The following is a 19,362-nucleotide window of genomic DNA, read 5'->3' on the forward strand; positions in this document are numbered from 1 at the left end:
TTATTTTGCCTGCGGCAGGCGGAATTCCAGCATCAGGTTGCGCTGGAGAATGGAATGGTTGTCGTCGGAGACGACGAGGATACGGATGTCGTCCTCCGCCATCGCCACCACGTCGAGGCCTTCCATATTGTCGATCTGGTGACTGAGATCGACATCGATCAACACCTCGCCATCGACGACGGCGCCGGGGCTGATTTTCGTACCGTCGATGCGGCGGATGCGCATGCCGACACCGTCGGACAGGCGGAAACGGCGCTCCAGCAGCAGCAGGTCGCCATTGGGCAAAAAGGCGCCGTCCGTGATGTCCCACGGGTCATTGCGAACAACGGCAAAGGGGCCGGCCAGCGGACCGTCGAGAACAGCGGCAAGCACATTGCCGTCGGCGTCGAGGCTGCGTTCGGTGACGGCCACCAGCGTTGCGCCGAGCGGCCCCGTCTCCGGCGACAGGGCAAGCGTTTCCATGCCCTGATTGTTGCGCATCTCCTTGCGCGGGAATGGCAGCGGAAGCGAGCGGGTGGGGCGGGCTTCCATGAAGCCGGGATCCGGGTAGGCGTCGATGCGGTGGAAGACCTCGTAGCTGACGAAGACTTCGCCCCTGCCGATGGCGAGCCCTTCGGCATCCATCTGGTACTTGACGTTCTCGTCCTGCCCCGCGCTGTTGAACATCGAGCGGACCTTCAGATCCGCCAGCCCGCTCAGCCGGCCTTCATCGTCCCGTTCGATGCGGCCGGTCAGCCAGTGGCCGGTATCGAGCACGGCGACGAACGTCTGGTGGTCTTCGCGAAAACGGATGGCCGACAGGGCGCCGAGCAGCGGGTTGCTTGAGGAATAGCTGATGCCGCCGAGGAATTCGAGCTTGCCGAAGACGCGCTTGTCCGAGCCGACGGCGAATTGCGAGAAGGCGCGATTGACGACAGGAAGGTCGATGGCCTCCGCCGCGGCGATATAGGGCAGCGGCAGGGAAAGCGCAGCGGTGAGAGCGAGAAAGGAGAGGCCTCGCAAGAGGCCTCCGCCTTGGTGCCGTGGCACGCGTTCAGCCCGCACGGCGCCGGCCGGCGGGGCGGCTGGTGCTTTCGTCGGCAAAGAGCGAGGCAAGCTGCTCGGTCATGGCGCCAGCCAGTTCATCCGCATCGACGATGGTGACGGCGCGGCGATAGTAGCGTGTCACGTCATGGCCGATGCCGATGGCGAGAAGCTCGACCGGCGAACGCGTCTCGATCTGCTCGATCACGGCGCGCAGGTGCCGTTCCAGATAGTTGCCGGGATTCACCGAGAGTGTCGAATCGTCGACCGGCGCACCGTCCGAGATCATCATCAGGATGCGGCGCTGCTCGGGGCGGGCCAAAAGACGGTCATGCGCCCAGATCAGCGCCTCGCCGTCGATGTTTTCCTTGAGCAGGCCTTCACGCATCATCAGGCCGAGATTGCGGCGCGCGCGGCGCCACGGCGCATCAGCGCTCTTGTAGATGATGTGGCGCAGGTCGTTGAGACGGCCGGGGGACTGCGGCTTGCCGCTGCCCAGCCATTTTTCGCGCGACTGGCCGCCCTTCCAAGCCTTGGTGGTGAAGCCGAGGATTTCGACCTTCACGCCGCAGCGTTCCAGCGTGCGCGCGAGAATATCGGCGCAGGTGGCGGCAACGGTGATCGGTCGTCCGCGCATGGAGCCGGAATTGTCGATCAGCAGCGTCACGACCGTATCGCGGAACGTCGTGTCCTTCTCGCGCTTGAACGAGAGCGGCTGCATTGGATCGATGATGATGCGCTGCAGGCGCGCGCTGTCGAGATAGCCCTCTTCGAGGTCGAACTCCCAGGCGCGGTTCTGCTGCGCCATCAGGCGGCGCTGCAGGCGGTTTGCCAGGCGGCCGACGGCGCCTTGCAGATGGGCGAGCTGCTTGTCGAGGAAGGCGCGCAGACGGTCGAGTTCCGCCTCGTCGCAAAGCTCTTCCGCCGTGATCGTCTCGTCGAATTCCTGCGTGAAGACGCCGTAATCGACCTTCTCGTTGAAATCGGAGAAGGGCTGGTTCGGGCGGCGGACCTCGCCGGGCTTTTCCGTCTCGTCGCCGTCGTCGTCGACGAGGTCGTCGTCGGAAATCTCCGCGCCGTCCATCTCGCCTTCTTCCATCTGCTCGTCGGACGTTTCGTTCTCGTCGGCGGGTGCGCTGTCGTCGCCGGCCTCTTCCTGGCTGTTATTGTCTTCCTGCTCGTCGCTACGCGGCTGGTTTTCGTCCTCGGGGGTCTCGGAATCGTCCGGCTCGTTTTCATCCTCGCCATACTGTTCGGCGACGTTCATCGAGGCGAGCATGTTGCGCACGACGCGCGAAAAGGCCTGCTGGTCGTTGATGGAGGCAAACAGGCCTTCCATGTCCTTGCCGGCTTTTTCCGTGATGAAATCGCGCCAGAGATCGAGAACCTGGCCGGCTGAGGCGGGCGGGACCTGGCCCGTCAGCTTTTCACGCACGATCAGCGCGACGGCCTCTTCCAGAGGCGCATCCGCCTGACGGGTGATCGCGCCGAAATTGGCCTTGGCATATTTCTCCGTCAACATGACGTTGAGGTTCTGCGCCATGCCCTGCATGCGGTTGGAGCCAATGGCTTCCACGCGCGCCTGTTCGACGGCGTCGAAGATCGCACGGGCATCCGCACCCTGCGGCGACATGGTCGCGTGGATGCGGGCATCGTGGCAAGCCTTGCGCAATGCCATCGAATCGCCGAGGCCGCGGGTGATCGCGACTTCGGTCGGGGAGGGGCGTTTGGAGAGTTCCGGCAGGCGGATGCGCTCGCCGGTCATGCCGGGTCGCTCGTTGGCGAAGGAAACCTCCACCTCCGCATCGCCGGCGACGGCGCGCACGCAGCCGCTCACGGCGCGGCGGAATGGCTCCATGTCGACCACGCCGCCCGGTCTCGGCTTCGAATTGTCACCGCGAGCTGCCATGCGCTTTACCGGGCCTCAGGCCGTCGCCTCCAGGACGATATTGGCGGCACTTTCCTTAAGCTCGACGCCGAAGGCGCGCTGGTAGAGTTCGGCGACCAGCGTGCGCTCCAGTTCGTCGCACTTGTTGAGGAAGGTGACGCGGAAGGCGAAGGCGATATCGCCGAAGATCTCGGTATTTTCCGCCCAGGTGATGACCGTGCGCGGGCTCATGACCGTCGACAGGTCGCCGTTGATGAAGGCGGCGCGGGTTAGATCGGCAACGCGAACCATGCGCGAGATCGTGTCGCGGCCGTCCTTGCCGCCGGACAGGCGCTTGACCTTCGCGGCGACGATGCTGACTTCGTGGTCGTGCGGCAGATAGTTCAGCGTCGTGACGATCGACCAGCGGTCCATCTGCGCCTGGTTGATCTGCTGCGTGCCGTGATAGAGGCCCGTCGTGTCGCCAAGCCCGACCGTGTTGGCGGTGGCGAACAGGCGGAAGGCGGGGTGCGGGCGGATGACGCGGCTCTGGTCGAGCAGCGTCAGGCGGCCGGCGGATTCCAGCACGCGCTGGATGACGAACATCACGTCCGGGCGGCCGGCGTCGTATTCGTCGAAGACGAGCGCGACATTGTGCTGGTAGGCCCAGGGCAGGATGCCGTCTTTGAATTCGGTGACCTGCAGGCCGTCCTTGACGACGATGGCGTCCTTGCCGACGAGGTCGATACGGCTGACATGGCTGTCGAGGTTGACGCGTACGCAGGGCCAGTTGAGGCGGGCGGCGACCTGTTCGATATGGGTCGACTTGCCGGTGCCGTGATAGCCGGAGACCATGACGCGGCGGTTATGGGCAAAACCGGCGAGAATGGCCAGGGTGGTTTCCCGGTCGAACAGGTAGTCCGGGTCGAGGTCCGGCACATAGGCGTCCGCCTTGGAATAGGCCGGGACCCTGATGTCCGTATCAATGCCGAAAACCTCCCGGACAGATACAGTCGTATCGGGGAGGTTGGAAATATCGAGATCCATCTTGCTCATCACGTCTCCGCGGGCGGCGGGTTCTCCTCCACCCCAATACCTTAGTGCTCGCCGACAATGCCTTTTGCTTGACCGCAGAAGGACGATACCGGGCGATTCCGCCCGGCCGCCGAATGCTCTAGCAGAAGCCGGCCTGCTTTAACAATTGATATGCTTGGATGACCGCGCGAAAACGCTCCTCCGAGCCTCTATCTCCGCCATTTGCATCCGGGTGATGCTTTTTGACAAGTGTTTTGTAAGCGGTCTTGATGTCGTCGGTCGTCGCATTGGCCGAAAGGCCGAGCGTATCGAAGGCTTTCGCCTCCAGCGTCTTCAGTTTCCTGGCGCGCGGCTCCATCTGCGGCCGGCGCCCCTTGCTCTCGTTGAACAGGCCGAAGGGATCGCGGATGCGCTGATTTGCCCCGGCGGTGCCGGAGCGTGCCGAACCCTGCGCCGGGCCGTTCTTCGAGGCCTTGTTGACGCCGATCGTCCAGGTCGGGCGATGGCCGGTGATCGCCTCCTTCTGATAGCGGGCGATCTCGCCGTCGGAGAGGCCGGAAAAGTAGTTGTAGCCCTTGTTGTACTCCTTGACGTGCTCGAAGCAGAACATGAAATACTGCCCCTCGGCGTTGCGGCCGACGGGTGCGCGGTGCTTTGCACTTTCCTCGCAGCCATCCCACTGACAGGTCGGCGCAGAGCGTTCGGGACGCTCCACGCGCCGCTTCGTGCGGATGCGGTCGAAGTATTTAGAATCGAGTTTCATGGGCCACATTATGGGGGTGCGCAGGGGTCGCAACAAGAATTGACAAAGCGGATTGTTGCTGGCTTTGTGAAACTATTTTGTTGCGTTGCGGCGCGTGATTTCCCGGCCGCCGAAAGTTCGTTCATGTCCATGAAATCCAGCATAGCCGAGAAACTCGAAGCGGCCTTTTCGCCCGAGCGGCTCGAGGTCATCAACGAGAGCCATCTGCATGCAGGCCACAAGCCGGAGTTCGATGGGGAGGGCGAGACGCATATGCGTGTGCGCATCGTCGCCGCGACCTTTGCCGGTATGGGCCGCGTGGCGCGCCATCGGGCGATCAACGATCTCGTGAAGGCGGAATTCGATGCCGGGCTGCATGCACTCGCCGTCGAAGTGGCGGCGCCCGGAGAGCCGACCCGCTGGTAGTTAGCTGTTGAACTGAACAGGTTCGACCGGACGGATGCGCAGCTTGGTGATGCGGTTCTTCACGCGTGTCATGACGATGAAGCGCTTGCCATAGAAGGTGAAGGCCTGCCGCTCCTCGGGGATCGATTTCGCTTCGTGGATGACCAGGCCGGCGATGGTCGTCGCTTCCCCGTCCGGCAGGGCCCAGCTGAAGGCGCGGTTGAGATCGCGGATCGTCACGCCGCCGTCGACAACGAGCGAACCGTCCGCCTCGCGGCGCACACCCTGCAGGTCGATGGCCGCTTCGTCCGAGGTGTCGCCGACGATTTCTTTCAATATGTCCTGGAGCGTCACGACACCCTGCACCTCGCCATATTCGTCCACCACGGTGGCAAAATGCTCCTGGCGACGCAGGAAGGCGGCGAGCTGCTCCTTCAGCGTCGTCGTATCCGGCACGAACCAGGGTTTTTGCGCGACCTTGGTGATATCGAGGTTCTTCGGCTCGACACCCGGTTCCGCGAGCGCGCGCAAAAGATCCTTGGCGTGCACGACACCGACGATATTGTCGACGGAGCCGGCCCAGAGCGGCATGCGCGTATAGGGACTTTCCAGTACCGCCTTGACGATTTCCTCCGGTGGGTCTCCGGCATTGAGCACCCGCATGGTCGTGCGGTGGATCATGATGTCGGAGACTTCCAGCGCGTCGAGGTCGAGCATGCCGAGCAGTTTTTCGCGGTCGGGTTTCGCCGAGGTGCTCTCGGCCTGCCGGCGCTCCCCCTCCGCCTCGCGCGCTTCCTGATGCGTGCGCCACAGCGTGGCGAGCGGTGCCCGAAAGCGCAGGAGCAGGATCGCTAGCGGGATCAGGCCGAGAACGACCGATATCAGCAGCCAGGGAAAGGGAGCGAGTGCCACGGGCGTGTCGCTGGTCATTTCGGCAGCTTTTCCGTGAGGAATGCGACGACTTCGGATTGCGGCACGTCATCGGCGACGAAGGACTGGCCGACGCCGCGCGTCAGGATGAAGGTGAGTTTTCCACCTTTGACCTTCTTGTCTTGCGCGATGGCGTCCATCAGCTTTTCGGCCGGCGGCAGGCCGCCCGGGATCTGGCCCATCGACGTCGGCAGGCCGACGTCGCGAAGATGCGTCTCGACGCGCTTGCCGTCGTCGGGGCTGCACAGGTTCATGCGGGCGGAAAACTGGTGGGCGAGCACCATGCCGATCGAAACGCCCTCGCCATGCACGAGGCGCGCGCTGTCGTACTGGGTGGCGGCCTCCAGGGCATGGCCGAAGGTGTGGCCGAGATTGAGGAGGGCGCGCTGGCCGTTCTCACGCTCGTCCGCGGCAACGACGTCGGCCTTGGCCTGGCAGCTCGTGGCGATGGCCTCGATGCGGGCCTCGCCGCCGGCAAAGACCGCGCGCCAGTTGTTTTCGAGCCAGGCGAAAAAGTCCGGCTTGTCGATCAGGCCGTATTTGGCGACTTCGGCATAGCCCGCGCGAAACTCGCGCGGCGAGAGCGTATCGAGCACGTCGGTGTCGGCAAGCACGAGGTCCGGCTGGTGGAAGACGCCGATGAGGTTCTTGCCGTGCGGCGAATTGATGCCCGTCTTGCCGCCGACGGAGGAATCGACCTGTGCCAGAAGCGAGGTCGGCACCTGGATGAAACGCGAGCCGCGGCGTGCGATGCCGGCGGCAAAGCCTGTGAGGTCGCCGATGACGCCGCCGCCGAGCGCTACGACCGCGTCGTTGCGCTCGATACGGGCGGCCAGCACGCTGTCGCAGACGCTGATCAGGTGTTCGAAGCTCTTGGTTTTCTCGCCGGCCGGCAGCACGAGCGAGACGGCGTCGATGCTCTCGGCCCTCAGCGCGGCCATGAAGCCGTCGAGATAGATCGGCGCGACGTTCTCGTCGGTGATGACGGCGATCTTGCGGCCCTTGAGACGGCCTGCGATCTCGCGGCCGGCGTCGGCGATGAGGCCGGGGCCGATCAGGATATCGTAGGAGCGGTCGCCGAGGTCGACCCGCACGGTGCGGCGGGCGGTGGCAGAAGCGGTCATGGTCATCTCGTCACGGTTTGCGGGTGGCGGTGATGGCGGTCAGCACCTCCTCCACCATGGTTTCCTTCTTCACGTCACGCGACATCACGGTGAGATCGGCTTGCGCGTAGATCGGGTAGCGAGCGTTCATCAGGTTTTCGAGTGTCTGGCGCGGGTTTTCGGTTTTCAGCAGCGGACGAGTATCGCGCTTGTTGACGCGTTCCCACAGCACGTCGAGATCGGCCTTCAGCCAGACGGTGAGCCCGCCGCGCCTGATGTGCTTACGCGTGTTCTCGTTGATATAGGCGCCGCCGCCGGTGGAGACGACGCGCGGGCCCGAGCGCAGCAGACGCTTGATGACGCGGGTTTCCAGCGCCCGGAATTCGGCTTCGCCATAAGCGGCGAAAAGATCCGTGATCGACATGCGCGAGACGCGCTCGATCTCGTGGTCGGAATCGACGAAGGGAATGCCGAGCGTCTGGGCGGTCATGCGGCCGATTGCCGATTTCCCCGCGCCCATCAGGCCGATCAGGACGAGGTTGCGCTTGCCGAGCGCGGCACGGGCCTCATTGGCGAGCGTGGGGGCAAGCAAAACAGGGGCCTGGTCGGTCGGCTCGGTCATTGGTGTTTCCGGGGTTTCGTTCCTTCCGTATCGACAAAACCACCGGAAGCGTCAAGTCTGCCCAGCATTCCAAACCTTGCGCTCGGCCGATCGCAGGGCGATATAGTGGGCGTTCGCCCCGGAGAGTGCCATGCCCAGCCTGTTTCGCTTCCTGTTCTTCTGTGCCGTGATCGTGGGAACGGTCTATGGCGTGATGGTGGCGCTGGTGACCTTTGTCGAGCCGACGGAGCGGGAGGTGACGATCCGCATTCCTTCCGAGCGGGTGAACCCGCAGCCATGAGGGACCCGTCCGCGCTCCAGGTGGAGTCCTTCCTCGAGATGATGAGCGCCGAGCGGGGTGCGGCGACGAACACGCTGCAATCCTACGAGCGTGACCTGGAGGACGCCAAGTCCTTTCTCAACGAACGCAATGTGCGCCTTACCGAGGCGATGCCGGACGACCTGCGCGCGTATCTCGGTCATCTCGCCAAACAGGGCTTTGCCGCCTCCTCCCAGGCGCGCCGGCTGTCGGCGCTCCGGCAGTTCTTCAAGTTCCTCTATGGCGAGGGCCTGCGCGGCGACGATCCGACCGGCATTCTCGATGCGCCGAAAAAGGGCCGCTCGCTGCCGAAGACCTTGAGCGTCGACGATGTGACGCGCCTCATCCTGCGGGCGGAGATGGAGGCCGCGGAGCCGGGCGGCAATCTTCTGATGAAGCGGCGCATGCATCTGCTCGTCGAGTTGCTTTATGCGACGGGCATGCGCGTCAGCGAGCTCGTATCGTTGCCGGCCAGCGCGCTGGCGCAGACCGGGCGTTTCCTTGTCGTGAAGGGCAAGGGCAACAAGGAACGGCTTGTGCCGCTCTCTCGTGCGGCCGTCTCCGCCATGGAGGCCTATGGCGAGGTGCTGGCGGCCGAGATCGGCGACGATCCGGCGGCGGGCGCCTTCCTTTTTCCGGCGCAGAGCAAGGAAGGGTTCCTGGCGCGGCAGGTGTTTGCCCGCGACCTGAAGGCACTGGCGGGCCGGGCGGGAATTCGGGCCGCGACGCTGTCGCCGCATGTCCTTCGCCATGCTTTTGCCAGTCATCTGCTCCAGAACGGCGCGGACCTGCGCGCCGTGCAGGAACTGCTGGGGCATTCAGACATTTCGACGACACAAATCTATACACATGTGCTGGAAGAACGGCTCCACACGCTCGTTCAAACCCATCACCCTCTTGCCAAACAGGCAAAAAAACCGGATTAGGACCCTTCGCCCGCGACTGGCCCCAAACTTGGCCGACACCCGCCCGGCGCGGTTTGAGCAAACGATCGGAAACGCATCTCATGCACAACTATCTCGATTTCGAAAAGCCCATCTCGGATCTCGAAGGCAAGATCCACGAGCTCAGGAAGCTCACCGAAGAAGATGAGAGCATCGACACGTCGGATGAGGTCGGCCGCCTTGAGGTGCGCGCCCGCGAGGCGATGGCCGACATCTATTCCAAGCTGACGCCCTGGCAGAAGACGCAGGTCGCGCGCCATCCGCAGCGCCCGCACTTCCTCGACTACGCCCGCCAGCTCTTTGAAGAATTCACCCCGCTTGCCGGCGACCGCAAGTTTGCCGAAGACGAGGCGATCCAGGCCGGCCTCGGCCGCTTCCGCGGCGAAGCCGTCGCCATCATCGGCCAGGAAAAGGGCAATGACACCAAGTCGCGCCTCAAGCACAATTTCGGCAGCGCCCGGCCGGAAGGCTACCGCAAGGCGATCCGCGTCATGGAAATGGCCGACCGCTTCGGCCTGCCCGTCATAACGCTGATCGACACCGCAGGCGCCTATCCGGGTATCGGCGCGGAAGAGCGCGGCCAGGCGGAGGCCATCGCCCGCTCGACGGAAATGTGCCTCAACGTCCGCGTGCCGATCGTCTCGGTCGTGATCGGCGAAGGCGGTTCGGGCGGCGCCATCGCCATCGCCACCGGCGACCGCGTCTACATGCTGGAACATGCGATCTACAGCGTGATTTCGCCGGAAGGGGCTGCCTCCATTCTCTGGCGCGATTCCACGCGCGCCAAGGAAGCGGCGAGCAACATGAAGATCACGTCCGAGGATCTGAAGACCTTCGGCATCATCGACGGCATCATCCAGGAACCGGTCGGTGGCGCGCATCGCGATCCCGCCGGCGTGATCGGCCGCACCGGCGACGTGATCGCCGCCGCGCTGAAGGAACTGTCGGTCAAGCCGGGTGACCAGCTGCGCAAAGACCGCCGCCAGCGTTACCTCAATATCGGGCGCCAGCTTTAAGGCGATTTCTTTCGAAGGGCGGCCGCGGTGCCGCCCTTGCCAAATCTCGGCCACATTCCCCGTGTTGAGACGAGTGCGGGCTTCCGGCAGCCTCGCGAAAGAATTTCCGGTTAAGAATTTATGAAGTATAAGCCGGTTACGACTGCGCGTCCGCCCGCCCGGCGTGATGGCATGCGATCTGACGATTGTTGACGGACCTTTTGAATGCGCCTGACTGTTCTTGCCGCTGTATCGCTCCTTGCCGTTGCCGCCGCCGGCTGCACGAATGAGACCCTCGACACGTTCGACAAGGTCGATGTCGATCTCAAGCGGGTATCCAGCAAGACCAGCTATCAGCTGTCGTCTGCGGTGCTGTCCAAGATGTCGTCGATGAACATCGACCGTGCCTCGCCGATCATGCTGCGCATCTTCAAGGAAGAGGGACGGCTGGAAGTCTGGAAGGCGGACCGCTCCAACCGGTTCCAGCAGGTGCGCAACTACAAGATCTGCGCCTGGTCTGGCAAACTCGGCCCGAAGACGAAGGAAGGCGACCGTCAGGCGCCGGAAGGGTTCTATCCGCTTTCCAAGGCGAACATGAACCCGAATTCGAGCTATTTCCTAGCGATCAACACCGGTTATCCGAATGCCTATGACCGCGCCAACAAGGCGAGCGGCACGCATCTGATGATCCATGGCGCCTGCTCGTCGTCGGGCTGCTATTCGATGACCGACGAGCAGATGGTCGAAATCTTCGCGCTTGCCCGTGACGCTTTCGGCGGTGGCCAGTCCACCATCCAGCTCCAGGCCTTCCCCTTCCGCATGACGGCGGAAAACATGGCGCGCCACCGCGACAATCCGCATATCGAATTCTGGAAGATGCTGAAGGTCGGCTACGACCATTTCGAGGTGACCAAGCGGCCGCCGGAGGTCAATGTCTGCGAGAAGAAGTACGTCTTCAACCAGCAGTCCGACAAGCCGTTCTCGGCCGGCGGCGCCTGCCCCGCCATGACGACGCCCGGCGCGCTGGAATCCGCGCTCGGCAGCTACAACAAGACCTATGCGGCGTCCTATGCCACCGCGATGCGGAAGTATGACGGCACGGTCTGGATCGAGCCGTCGGAGGCCCAGCGCAAGGCGATCGTCGCCGATCAGCGCAAGGGCCGCGAGCTTGCCTATGCGCCGACGGGCAATTCGCTCGATGCCGGCAAGCTGATGACCGAGCGCGAAATCGCCGAGCAGAAGCGCAAGGCCGAAGAGGCCGAGCAGCGCAAGATCGACGCCGCCGAACGTTCGGTGCGGGAAGCCGCGGAAGCCAAGGCCAAGGCCGAGGCGGACTTTGCTGCCGATGTGGCCGCCGAGAAGGCGGAAAAGCAGGCCAAGGGCGAAGGCGCCCTGCCGGTGCCCGAGCACAATCCCGGCATCGCATCGACCATTGAAAAGAAGGAAAAGAAGCCCTTCTGGAAGGTCTGGACGGAAGGCAGTGAGCCGGCCACGGCTGAGCAGGTCCAGCCGACCCAGACCGAAAATACCGAACAGGGTGTTCTTCAGGGCAGCCAACAGCAGGTGAAGTCTGTCGAGACAGCCACGTCTGCCAATCAGGCCGTTGCGACGAATACCGGTGCCGGGCCACAGACCGACGCCGTCGCCACACTTCCTGTTCCTGGCGGCGATGCGGGCCAGCAGGTCGTTGAAGAGGCCGCGAAGAAGCCGTTCTGGAAGTTCTGGCAGAAATGACCGCGACGGCGGCGCGTGAGGAAACCGAGGTCTATGACCTGCGCGGATTGAAATGTCCGCTACCGGTGATGAAGACGCGCAAGCGCCTTTCGACGATGCAAGCCGGCGCCAGCCTCTGGGTTGAGACGACCGACCCCCTCGCCGTTATCGACATTCCCCATTTCTGCCATGAGGACGGCCACGTGCTCGAAACCAGCGAGCGTGTCGATGCCGGGCACCGCTTCCTGATTCGCAAGAAAGCCTAGTTTTTAAAACCGGAAGCCCGGAACGGCGAGCGGATTGTCGGCCAGTGCCGCGCGGTCCGGGCGGTCGATCTTCGGCGTGCCGGTGAAGGCATCGAAGAGGTCACGCACGAAGGCTTCCGGCAGATCCTTGGTGATCAGCACCAGTCGCGTGCGGCGGTCGGACGTATCCGGCCAGGCAGCCAGCCGCTCCGGCGGATGGAAGACGCTTTGCACGCCGTGCAGGACGACCGGGCGATCCGGATTGGTCGAGAGCTGGACGATACCCTTCATGCGCAGGAGCTTTTCGCCGTGGGCGGAGCGCAGCAGGTCGATGAACATGTCGAGCGCCATCGGATCGATGGCGCGGTCATGCACGATGCTGAAGGAGCGGATCGTCGCGTCATGGCGCGTCACGTCATGAGCGTGCTGATGACCGTGATCATGGTGATGATCATGCCCATGATGGTGGTGGTGCCCGTGATCGTGATGGTGCTCATGGCCGTGATCATGTGCCTCCTCGCGCAGCCAGCGGGCGACATCCGCGATCTTGCTGCCGGGGTCGTAGAGCCCGTTGGCGAGCAGATCGGGGCCGGCGAGGCCGGGCGTGTCGATGTCCGAGACGACGGCGCGCGGATTGAGAGCGGCGATCTCGCGCTTCACGGCGTCCAGTGTCGCGGCATCGGCAAGCGTCGTCTTGCTGATCAGCACGCGGTCGGCCACCGCAATCTGCTTTACCGCTTCCGGATGATTGGCGAGCGTCGAGAGGCCGTTTGCGGCATCGACCACGGTGATGACGCCATCGAGGCTGAAGGAATGAGCGAGCACCGGATTGCCCATGACGGCCTGCAGGACCGGCGCGGGGTCGGCAAGGCCGGTCGTCTCGATCACCACGCGCTTCAGCGGCTGGATCTTGCCGGTCTGCATACGATCCATCAGGTCTGCGAGCGTATCGACCAGTTCGCCGCGGATGGTGCAGCACAGGCAGCCGTCCGACAGTTCGATGATGCCGTCACCGGATTGCTCGACGAGCAGGTGATCGATGCCGACTTCGCCGAATTCGTTGATGATGACGGCCGTATCGGTGAGGGTCGGATCCTTCAGGAGGCGGTTGAGCAGGGTCGTCTTGCCTGCGCCCAGAAAGCCGGTCAGCACGGAGACCGGCACGCGCCGCTCGAGCAGGGTCATGTCTTGTCCAATCAGAAGGTCGGCCGCGGGATCGGGATCGGGATGTTGATGGCGTCGCCGATATCGCCGGCAGCGACCTCGTCATTGCCGACGGATTTCGCTGTATCGCCGCCCAGCAGGCCGGCAAAGACAAGCTTCAGCGGCCGGTTCACCTCATGGATATAGGGTGACAGGAGCTTCTGCCGGCCGGCCTCGTCGCGGCCTTCGCTGCGTATCTTGGCGGCGTGCTTCGAGCAGATTTCCTGCGAGATATCGGCGACCACGTCGCGCGTTTCGCCATAGGCGCGAAGCTGGCCGAGCGTCGGCACCTTGGCCGTCCGCATGGTCAGGCCCTTCTCCAGCATGCCCGCCGAAATATCGGCGCGCGCGCCAAGGCTGTCGGAGCCGAGCACGACGGACACGACCGAACGGCCGTTGCGGGTGGCCGACGACACCTGGTTGAAGCCGGAGGCGCAGATGAAGCCGGTCTTCATGCCGTCGGCGCCGTCGAAGCGGCCGATCAGCATGTTGTAGTTCGGATACTGCTTCTTGCCGGTCGTGAACCCTTCCAGCGCGAAATAGGAGGAGTATTGCGGGAATTCGCGCTTCAGCGTCACGGCGAGCACGGCAAGATCGCGCGCCGTCGTGTACTGGCCCTTGCCGGGCAGGCCATGCGGATTGATGAAATGCGAAGAGCTCATGCCGATGCGCGCGGCTTCCGCATTCATGCGGTCGATGAAGCCCTGCTCGGAGCCGCTGACCGATTCGGCGATGGCGACGGCCACGTCATTGGCCGATTTGACGAGAATGATCTTCAGGGCGCTGTCGAGCGTCATCTTCTGCCCGGGCTTGAAATACATCTTGCTCGGCGGTTCGGCGGCGGCGTTCTTCGTCATGATGACCGGGCTTTCCAGCGTCATCTCGCCGGACTTGATGGCGCGGAACACCGTATAGGCTGTCATCAGCTTGGTGAGCGAGGCGGGATACCAGCGCTGGAACGCGTCCTCATGCTCGATGACCTGCAGCGTGTTGACGTCCACCAGCATGCGTGGATTGGCGTTGGCGGCGGGTGTCAGGGAGGCTGTGAGCAGCAGGGCCGCGCCCGCAAGCGCAGCAGCCCGACGCATCGATCGTCCGTTCGTCTGCAAAGGTCTGTCCTCGAAATCGGGAGTTGTCTCGAACCGTTGCCCTATTTAACCTATATGGCACCGTGATGGCAAAGCCATCCGAGCGAGATGGCCAAAATTCCGGCCGAACATGACAGGAAGCCCGCATGCCCGTTCTCAACCGCGCCGCCGAAATGCAGGACGAAATCGCCGAATGGCGCCGCCAGATCCACCGGGAGCCCGAATTGCTCTTCGCCGTGGAAAAGACGGCTGCATTCGTGGCGGAAAAGCTCAGGGAATTCGGCGTCGACGAGATTGTCACCGGCATCGGCCGCACCGGCGTCGTCGGCATCATCCGCGGCAATGAAGATCGTGGAGGCAAAGGGCGCACCATCGGCCTTCGCGCCGACATGGATGCACTGCCGATAGACGAGACGAGCGGCAAACCCTGGTCGTCGACCGTCAAGGGCAAGATGCACGCCTGCGGGCACGACGGCCACACGGCCATGCTGCTGGGGGCTGCGAAATATCTTGCCGAAACGCGCAATTTCTCCGGCAACGTCGCGGTTATCTTCCAGCCGGCCGAAGAGGGCGGCGGCGGCGGCAACGAGATGGTCAAGGACGGCATGATGGAACGTTTCGGCATTGCCGAAGTCTATGGTATGCACAATCTGCCCGGCATGCCGGTCGGTTCTTTCGGCACGCGTTCGGGGCCGATCATGGCGGCGACCGACGAGTTCGGCATTACCGTCGAGGGACGCGGCGGCCATGCGGCGCTGCCGCACAAGACGATCGATCCGATCGTCATCGGGTCGTATGTCGTCACTGCGCTCCAGACCATCGTTTCGCGTGTCGCCGATCCCATCGCTTCGCTCGTCGTCTCCGTCACCAAGTTCAATGCCGGCTTCGCGCACAATGTCATCCCCGAGACGGCCAAGCTTGCCGGCACGGTGCGCACGCTGGACCCCGCCATGCGCGACGAGGCCGAGGCCCGCATCCGCCAGATCTGCGGCGGCCTTGCGGCTGCGCATGGTGCGGAAATCACCGTCAGCTATCACCGCAACTACCCCGTCACCGTCAACCATGCGGACGAGACCGGCCATGCCGTCTCCGTGGCCGAGGATATTGCGGGTGTAGCCGCGGTCGATCCGTCGCTCGATCCGATGATGGGCGGCGAGGATTTTTCCTACATGCTGCTTGCGCGCCCCGGCGCCTTCATCTTCATCGGCAATGGCGACACGGCAGGCCTGCACCACCCGGCCTACGATTTCAACGACGACGCCATTCCCCATGGCGTGACCTATTGGGTGAAGCTCGCCGAGAGCCGGCTCGCCCCGTGACGAAAAAGTGCCCGGCTGCAGGGACGAACAGCCGGGCAAGTGTGGGGAGATCGGTGGTATCGATCGTGCGCTGCGGGTTTATTCGCAGACGCGGATTTTCTTGATCTTCAGGTTGCCCCACTTGTCGTAGCGCTTCACCTTCTTCCAGAAGCAGTCGTAGCCGTAGTCATCATCGTAGAAAGTGACCTGGGCGCCATTACCCCAGCCGTGGCCATGGCCGTGACCCCAGCCATGATGGCCGCCGCCGAAGCCGAAACCGATGGAAAGTCCGCCGGCCTGTGACGGGGCGGCAAAGGAAAGTGCTGCGACGGCGGCGACGACAGCGGAAAGCATGATCTTGCGCATGGACATTCTCCTCTAATGTTTGTGGATGGAGCCATCTCCATCCCATGAACCGAATGTCTCATGTGCCGGCCTTTCGCGCTGTTCCATATGGAACCCGACGAGCGACGGCCCGAAAATCGCTTGGCTTCGGGCCGCGGCTTTTGTATGGGTTCACTCAGTGGTCCCGTAGCTCAGCAGGATAGAGCACCAGATTCCTAATCTGGGGGTCCCGCGTTCGAATCGCGGCGGGATCACCATTTCCGGCGAAGGAGACTTTTAAGTCTTTCCGCATAAAACTGACCGCTGATGGAATGGCGGAGGTCGCTGGATTGCCCAAGAAGTTTGTTGTCGGGAGGAGCGTGGGACTGAACGTCTTCCTTCTGGCGCTCGCCCTTGCCTGTCTGACGCCGGTTGTTGCCATATCCGGCTTTGCGATGTGGCGGGCAGGCGAGGCCTATCGGCAGACGGCGACGACCCGGCTCAGCGATACGGCAGCAACGCTCGCCCGCGCTATCGAGTCGGATATTGAAGGACGTTTCACGGCGCTCAGCGCCTTCGCGACACTGCGTACCTTCTCCGGCGATGTCGTTTCCACGACGCTGACCTCCAGCCGGTTCAAGGGCATCGGCCTTGACGGGCAGATCACCCTTGTCGCCTTTGACGGTGACATGCCGATCGGCGGCGTGGCGCGGCGCATTGCCGACGTCGCGCGCGATGCCGTCGGCGCGCAGGCGCCGGCTCTCTCCAATCTTTACCTTGGACGCACGCGGGCGGACTACAAGATCGACCTGGCGCTGCCCTTGCCGCCGGATGGCGGGCACAGCCGTGCGCTCGTGCTGTCTGTCGCGCCGGAGCAGCTTGTCCGCGCCCTGCAGCAGAGAAACGAGGCGCTGAGCGGTATCCTTGTCGCCGTTACCGACGGCAATGGACGCATCATCGCCCGGTCGCGCGATCACGAGCGGACCATCGGTCTGCGTGCACCCGATTGGCACAAGCTCGAGGCACTCAATGCCCGCAGCGGCTGGTTCGAGGCCGTGACGACCGAGGGCATGACGACGATCCTTGCGTTCGAAAAGCTGGATTCGACGCCTGGCTGGGCGCTGGTGGTCGGCGAACCGACCGCGATCTTCAATGCGCGCTGGAAGGATCCGCTGATCGGCCTTTCCATCGGCGCACTGCTGGCGCTAGGGCTTGCGACGGTGGCTGCGGTGTGGATCGGGCGGTTGATCCTGCGGCCGGTGGAGGCGCTGGCGGCGCATAGCGCGGCCGTCGCGTCCAACAAGCCTGCGGACGCACTCCCGCCCATTCCCCGCTCGCTGGTACGGGAGTTCGAGACACTGCGGGTCAGTGTCGAGGTGGCCGAGGCGACGCGGCGCAGCAACGAGCGGCGGCTGGAAACGGTGGCGCAGGCGGGCTCCCTAGCGCTGTGGCGCTGGTCCGCGCGAGGAGATCTCAGCTGGATCGAAGGTTGGCCCGCTTTGACGGGCACTTCCGAAACCGAGGCGCTCGGCGCGGCGTGGCTCGACTACGTGCACCCGGACGACCGCGTGCTGCTCGTCGAAAATCTGGAGGAGACGCGCAACGCCTGTCGCATGGTCGATGCCGAGTTCCGTCTTCTCGTTACAGACGGGCGCTGGCTCTGGGTGCGCAAGCGCGGCGGGCCGGTATACGATGACGACGGCTCCGTCCTGCAATGGGCCGGCGTCATCGAGGACATCGACGCGCGCAAGCAGAGCGAAACCCGCGTGGCGCATCTTGCCCATCATGATGCGCTCACCGACCTCGCCAATCGCGTGACGCTGCACCGGCAGCTGGAATATGCCATCGCCGATACGCTGAACGGCAAACTGCGGGCGCTGCTCTATCTCGATCTCGACCGCTTCAAACAGGTCAACGATACGCTGGGCCACGCGGCTGGCGATACGCTTCTTCGGGAAGTCGCCGGCCGGCTGCGTGCCACGGTGGGCGAAAGCGGCCCTGTCGCCCGGCTTGGCGGCGACGAATTCGCCGTGTTGCAGGACGATGCCGCCTGTCCCGAAGATGGTCTTGCCCTTGCCGGACGGATCATCGAGATCGTCAGCATGCCCTATATGATCGATGGCTCATCCGCCGTTGTCGGGGTCAGTGTCGGCATCACCTTCATCGCAGACAGCGCCGGCGACGCGGATGCCTGTCTCAAGCGTGCCGACCAGGCGCTTTACTGGGCCAAGCAGGCTGGCCGAGGACGGGCTGTTGTCTACGAGCAGGAAGAAAGCCTGGCGCGGCTGACATCTTTTGCAGGCTTGCCGCCGAAACGGCTTCAGGCCTGAGCTGGCTTAGACGTCTTCCTTCTCGCGCTCCGGCGTGACGACACGCGGCTTGGGGCGCACGGACGGCACGATCGAGGGTTGGGTGACGACCTTCTTCGGCTGTGGCGCCTTGATGCCAAGCATGTTGCGGATGCGATCGGAAACCAGCGGCCGGAAGCGGCTGGCGCGGAAGGGCATGTCGACCGCGCCGTAGCCTTCCGGGCCATCGTCGTTGCCGCGGTAGAGTTCCATCAGCTTGATGCCGTAGAAATCGCCGTCGATATAGTGGCGGTACTGGCCGACCCAACGGACCGTATAGATCTGCCCCTTGCGGATGCCCTGGTCGATCGAGACGTTCTTGAAACGGTCGTTGACGCAGACGACTTTCTGGCCGACTTGGAATGTGGGCATGCCGCTTTCTCCCCCATCAGGGTCCCTGTGCAAAGGCCGGAAGCCTGTGGGCTCAACCGGTCTTGCGGCAGTTGACGCCCGGCGCGTTTTCGCCCTTCGTCAGGTCGTAGAGCGTCGCCTCGTCGCCCTTGGTCCACCATTCGAAACGGCCGCCGGCATATTTGGCGCCCGAGGCAGCCAGGACATTGGCCGCGATGACGGTCTCTTCGCCGATCTTCAATACGGCGAGCGAATTGGCGCCGGCATTGATATATTCGGCAACGACGCGCTGGTCGGCGTCGCACTGGTAGCTGATCGTCTCGCGCGCCACGCTCTGTTCCGGCCCGGGCAGGCGGATGACGATATCCGTGCTGTTCTTCAGCCCGGCAAGGCGGATCGCCGGGGCGCCTTCCTTGCCGGTGAGATGCAGGATGCCGTTTTCGAGCTTCCAGGAGGTCACGGTGCCGAGCGCATCGAAGAATTTTTGCTCCTGGTCCATGATGGCGGGAGCGCACATCTTGCGCGTTGCGGCGGCGGGCGCGAAAGCGATGTTGCCGTTCTGGACCTTCAGCTTGCCGCGATAGGTGTTGCAGCCGCCATTGCCGCCATAGCTGCCGTCGGGCTTGATCTCCAGCGTTGTCTGCAGGTCGTCGATGACGCCGTTGCCGCCGATATCCTCGGCAAGCCAGGCGCCGCCGAGACCACCCGGGACCGGCTCGTCGGCATAGGCCGGAGCTGCTGCCGCAAGCACGAGGCAGGCGAGGGTCCAAACTCTCAGGCGTCGATGCACAGATTTCTCCAATCGCGTCGGGGCGGAAAGCCGCTTTT

At 63.8% G+C, this 19,362-nt stretch carries 19 protein-coding genes, 1 tRNA gene and 1 pseudogene; 9 read left to right on the forward strand and 12 right to left on the reverse strand.

The features are described 5' to 3' along the window. The 4 genes from MUO32_RS26875 to MUO32_RS26890 form a co-directional block, all read right to left on the reverse strand. Positions 1 to 1,002, reverse strand: coding sequence for an esterase-like activity of phytase family protein (locus MUO32_RS26875; RefSeq protein WP_257951441.1), 1,002 nt, complete (start codon positions 1,000 to 1,002; stop codon positions 1 to 3). Positions 1,003 to 1,033: 31 nt separating this feature from the next. Next, positions 1,034 to 2,932, reverse strand: coding sequence for a cobaltochelatase subunit CobT (gene cobT, locus MUO32_RS26880; protein WP_257951442.1), 1,899 nt, complete (start codon positions 2,930 to 2,932; stop codon positions 1,034 to 1,036). A 15-nt stretch (positions 2,933 to 2,947) separates the two neighbouring features. Beyond that, a complete protein-coding gene (gene cobS, locus MUO32_RS26885) occupies positions 2,948 to 3,946 on the reverse strand; it encodes a cobaltochelatase subunit CobS (RefSeq protein ID WP_257951443.1) in 999 nt (332 codons plus the stop codon). Between the two features lie 118 nt (positions 3,947 to 4,064). Next, the gene (locus tag MUO32_RS26890; RefSeq protein ID WP_257951444.1) at positions 4,065 to 4,697 is read right to left on the reverse strand and encodes a DnaJ domain-containing protein; all 633 of its coding nucleotides are present in this window, start codon (positions 4,695 to 4,697) and stop codon (positions 4,065 to 4,067) included. 114 nt (positions 4,698 to 4,811) lie between these two features. Here MUO32_RS26890 and MUO32_RS26895 point away from each other — a divergent pair, with 114 nt between their 5' ends. Then, positions 4,812 to 5,093, forward strand: a complete 282-nt coding sequence (locus MUO32_RS26895; RefSeq protein WP_257951445.1) for a BolA family transcriptional regulator — start codon at positions 4,812 to 4,814, stop codon at positions 5,091 to 5,093. On the opposite strand, the pseudogene MUO32_RS26900 reads toward MUO32_RS26895, so the two are convergent. The 3 genes and pseudogenes from MUO32_RS26900 to MUO32_RS26910 all read right to left on the reverse strand — a co-directional run. Continuing rightward, a pseudogene (locus MUO32_RS26900) lies at positions 5,094 to 5,816 on the reverse strand (transporter associated domain-containing protein); the annotation flags it as partial. 182 nt (positions 5,817 to 5,998) lie between these two features. Continuing rightward, positions 5,999 to 7,126, reverse strand: a complete 1,128-nt coding sequence (gene aroB, locus MUO32_RS26905; RefSeq protein ID WP_257951446.1) for a 3-dehydroquinate synthase — start codon at positions 7,124 to 7,126, stop codon at positions 5,999 to 6,001. Between the two features lie 10 nt (positions 7,127 to 7,136). Next, on the reverse strand, positions 7,137 to 7,727 hold the full coding sequence (locus tag MUO32_RS26910) for a shikimate kinase (RefSeq protein ID WP_257951447.1): 591 nt from the start codon (positions 7,725 to 7,727) through the stop codon (positions 7,137 to 7,139). A 130-nt stretch (positions 7,728 to 7,857) separates the two neighbouring features. Here MUO32_RS26910 and MUO32_RS26915 point away from each other — a divergent pair, with 130 nt between their 5' ends. The 5 genes from MUO32_RS26915 to MUO32_RS26935 all read left to right on the forward strand — a co-directional run bounded on the left by MUO32_RS26915 (position 7,858) and on the right by MUO32_RS26935 (position 11,943). Continuing rightward, entirely contained in the window at positions 7,858 to 8,007 is a 150-nt protein-coding gene (locus tag MUO32_RS26915) for a hypothetical protein (protein WP_257951448.1), read from the forward strand. Then, positions 8,004 to 8,951 carry a site-specific tyrosine recombinase XerD gene (locus tag MUO32_RS26920; RefSeq protein ID WP_257951449.1) on the forward strand — a complete coding sequence of 316 codons (948 nt, stop codon included), beginning with the start codon at positions 8,004 to 8,006 and terminating at the stop codon, positions 8,949 to 8,951. Before MUO32_RS26915 ends, MUO32_RS26920 begins: the two co-directional genes overlap by 4 nt. 80 nt (positions 8,952 to 9,031) lie before the next feature. Next, positions 9,032 to 9,985 (forward strand): acetyl-CoA carboxylase carboxyltransferase subunit alpha, encoded by a 954-nt coding sequence (locus MUO32_RS26925; RefSeq protein ID WP_257951450.1) that lies wholly within the window; start codon positions 9,032 to 9,034, stop codon positions 9,983 to 9,985. A 204-nt stretch (positions 9,986 to 10,189) separates the two neighbouring features. Further along, positions 10,190 to 11,698: a L,D-transpeptidase family protein gene (locus MUO32_RS26930; RefSeq protein ID WP_257951451.1), complete on the forward strand. Its 1,509-nt coding sequence runs from the start codon at positions 10,190 to 10,192 to the stop codon at positions 11,696 to 11,698. Next, positions 11,695 to 11,943, forward strand: a complete 249-nt coding sequence (locus MUO32_RS26935; RefSeq protein WP_257951452.1) for a sulfurtransferase TusA family protein — start codon at positions 11,695 to 11,697, stop codon at positions 11,941 to 11,943. The genes MUO32_RS26930 and MUO32_RS26935 overlap by 4 nt, the downstream gene beginning before the upstream one ends. 3 nt (positions 11,944 to 11,946) lie before the next feature. Here the strand turns inward: MUO32_RS26935 and MUO32_RS26940 are convergent, their stop codons facing one another. Next, complete coding sequence (locus tag MUO32_RS26940; protein ID WP_257951453.1) at positions 11,947 to 13,107, reverse strand: GTP-binding protein; 1,161 nt, start codon at positions 13,105 to 13,107, stop codon at positions 11,947 to 11,949. Positions 13,108 to 13,118: 11 nt separating this feature from the next. Next, on the reverse strand, positions 13,119 to 14,213 hold the full coding sequence (locus MUO32_RS26945; protein ID WP_257951454.1) for a D-alanyl-D-alanine carboxypeptidase family protein: 1,095 nt from the start codon (positions 14,211 to 14,213) through the stop codon (positions 13,119 to 13,121). Between the two features lie 146 nt (positions 14,214 to 14,359). Here MUO32_RS26945 and MUO32_RS26950 point away from each other — a divergent pair, with 146 nt between their 5' ends. Then, the gene (locus MUO32_RS26950) at positions 14,360 to 15,532 is read left to right on the forward strand and encodes a M20 aminoacylase family protein (RefSeq protein WP_257951455.1); all 1,173 of its coding nucleotides are present in this window, start codon (positions 14,360 to 14,362) and stop codon (positions 15,530 to 15,532) included. A gap of 78 nt (positions 15,533 to 15,610) precedes the next feature. On the opposite strand, the gene MUO32_RS26955 is transcribed toward MUO32_RS26950, so the two are convergent. Continuing rightward, complete coding sequence (locus tag MUO32_RS26955) at positions 15,611 to 15,877, reverse strand: hypothetical protein (protein ID WP_257951456.1); 267 nt, start codon at positions 15,875 to 15,877, stop codon at positions 15,611 to 15,613. Positions 15,878 to 16,036: 159 nt separating this feature from the next. On the opposite strand from MUO32_RS26955, the gene MUO32_RS26960 reads away from it, so the two are divergent. Both MUO32_RS26960 and MUO32_RS26965 read left to right on the forward strand, forming a co-directional pair. Then, a tRNA-Arg gene (locus tag MUO32_RS26960) sits at positions 16,037 to 16,113 on the forward strand. 102 nt (positions 16,114 to 16,215) lie between these two features. Further along, entirely contained in the window at positions 16,216 to 18,165 is a 1,950-nt protein-coding gene (locus MUO32_RS26965) for a diguanylate cyclase domain-containing protein (protein ID WP_257951457.1), read from the forward strand. 6 nt (positions 18,166 to 18,171) lie between these two features. On the opposite strand, the gene MUO32_RS26970 is transcribed toward MUO32_RS26965, so the two are convergent. Together MUO32_RS26970 and MUO32_RS26975 are read right to left on the reverse strand one after the other, a co-directional pair. Further along, positions 18,172 to 18,555, reverse strand: coding sequence for a CAP-Gly domain protein (locus tag MUO32_RS26970; RefSeq protein ID WP_257951458.1), 384 nt, complete (start codon positions 18,553 to 18,555; stop codon positions 18,172 to 18,174). 52 nt (positions 18,556 to 18,607) lie between these two features. Beyond that, positions 18,608 to 19,324 (reverse strand): META domain-containing protein, encoded by a 717-nt coding sequence (locus MUO32_RS26975; RefSeq protein ID WP_257951459.1) that lies wholly within the window; start codon positions 19,322 to 19,324, stop codon positions 18,608 to 18,610. Positions 19,325 to 19,362 lie beyond the last annotated feature (38 nt).

It is taken from the genome of Shinella sp. CPCC 101442 (assembly GCF_024704725.1).
Classification (GTDB): Bacteria; Pseudomonadota; Alphaproteobacteria; order Rhizobiales; family Rhizobiaceae; genus Shinella.

Bases quoted from the DNA above. Each gene is read 5' to 3' on its own strand.
- cobT (WP_257951442.1), bottom strand. From the start codon at position 2,932: ATGGCAGCTCGCGGTGACAATTCGAAGCCGAGACCGGGCGGCGTGGTC.
- cobS (WP_257951443.1), bottom strand. From the start codon at position 3,946: ATGAGCAAGATGGATCTCGATATTTCCAACCTCCCCGATACGACTGTA.
- MUO32_RS26890 (WP_257951444.1), bottom strand. From the start codon at position 4,697: ATGTGGCCCATGAAACTCGATTCTAAATACTTCGACCGCATCCGCACG.
- MUO32_RS26895 (WP_257951445.1), top strand. From the start codon at position 4,812: ATGTCCATGAAATCCAGCATAGCCGAGAAACTCGAAGCGGCCTTTTCG.
- aroB (WP_257951446.1), bottom strand. From the start codon at position 7,126: ATGACCGCTTCTGCCACCGCCCGCCGCACCGTGCGGGTCGACCTCGGC.
- MUO32_RS26910 (WP_257951447.1), bottom strand. From the start codon at position 7,727: ATGACCGAGCCGACCGACCAGGCCCCTGTTTTGCTTGCCCCCACGCTC.
- MUO32_RS26915 (WP_257951448.1), top strand. From the start codon at position 7,858: ATGCCCAGCCTGTTTCGCTTCCTGTTCTTCTGTGCCGTGATCGTGGGA.
- MUO32_RS26920 (WP_257951449.1), top strand. From the start codon at position 8,004: ATGAGGGACCCGTCCGCGCTCCAGGTGGAGTCCTTCCTCGAGATGATG.
- MUO32_RS26925 (WP_257951450.1), top strand. From the start codon at position 9,032: ATGCACAACTATCTCGATTTCGAAAAGCCCATCTCGGATCTCGAAGGC.
- MUO32_RS26930 (WP_257951451.1), top strand. From the start codon at position 10,190: ATGCGCCTGACTGTTCTTGCCGCTGTATCGCTCCTTGCCGTTGCCGCC.
- MUO32_RS26935 (WP_257951452.1), top strand. From the start codon at position 11,695: ATGACCGCGACGGCGGCGCGTGAGGAAACCGAGGTCTATGACCTGCGC.
- MUO32_RS26940 (WP_257951453.1), bottom strand. From the start codon at position 13,107: ATGACCCTGCTCGAGCGGCGCGTGCCGGTCTCCGTGCTGACCGGCTTT.
- MUO32_RS26945 (WP_257951454.1), bottom strand. From the start codon at position 14,213: ATGCGTCGGGCTGCTGCGCTTGCGGGCGCGGCCCTGCTGCTCACAGCC.
- MUO32_RS26950 (WP_257951455.1), top strand. From the start codon at position 14,360: ATGCCCGTTCTCAACCGCGCCGCCGAAATGCAGGACGAAATCGCCGAA.
- MUO32_RS26955 (WP_257951456.1), bottom strand. From the start codon at position 15,877: ATGCGCAAGATCATGCTTTCCGCTGTCGTCGCCGCCGTCGCAGCACTT.
- MUO32_RS26970 (WP_257951458.1), bottom strand. From the start codon at position 18,555: ATGCCCACATTCCAAGTCGGCCAGAAAGTCGTCTGCGTCAACGACCGT.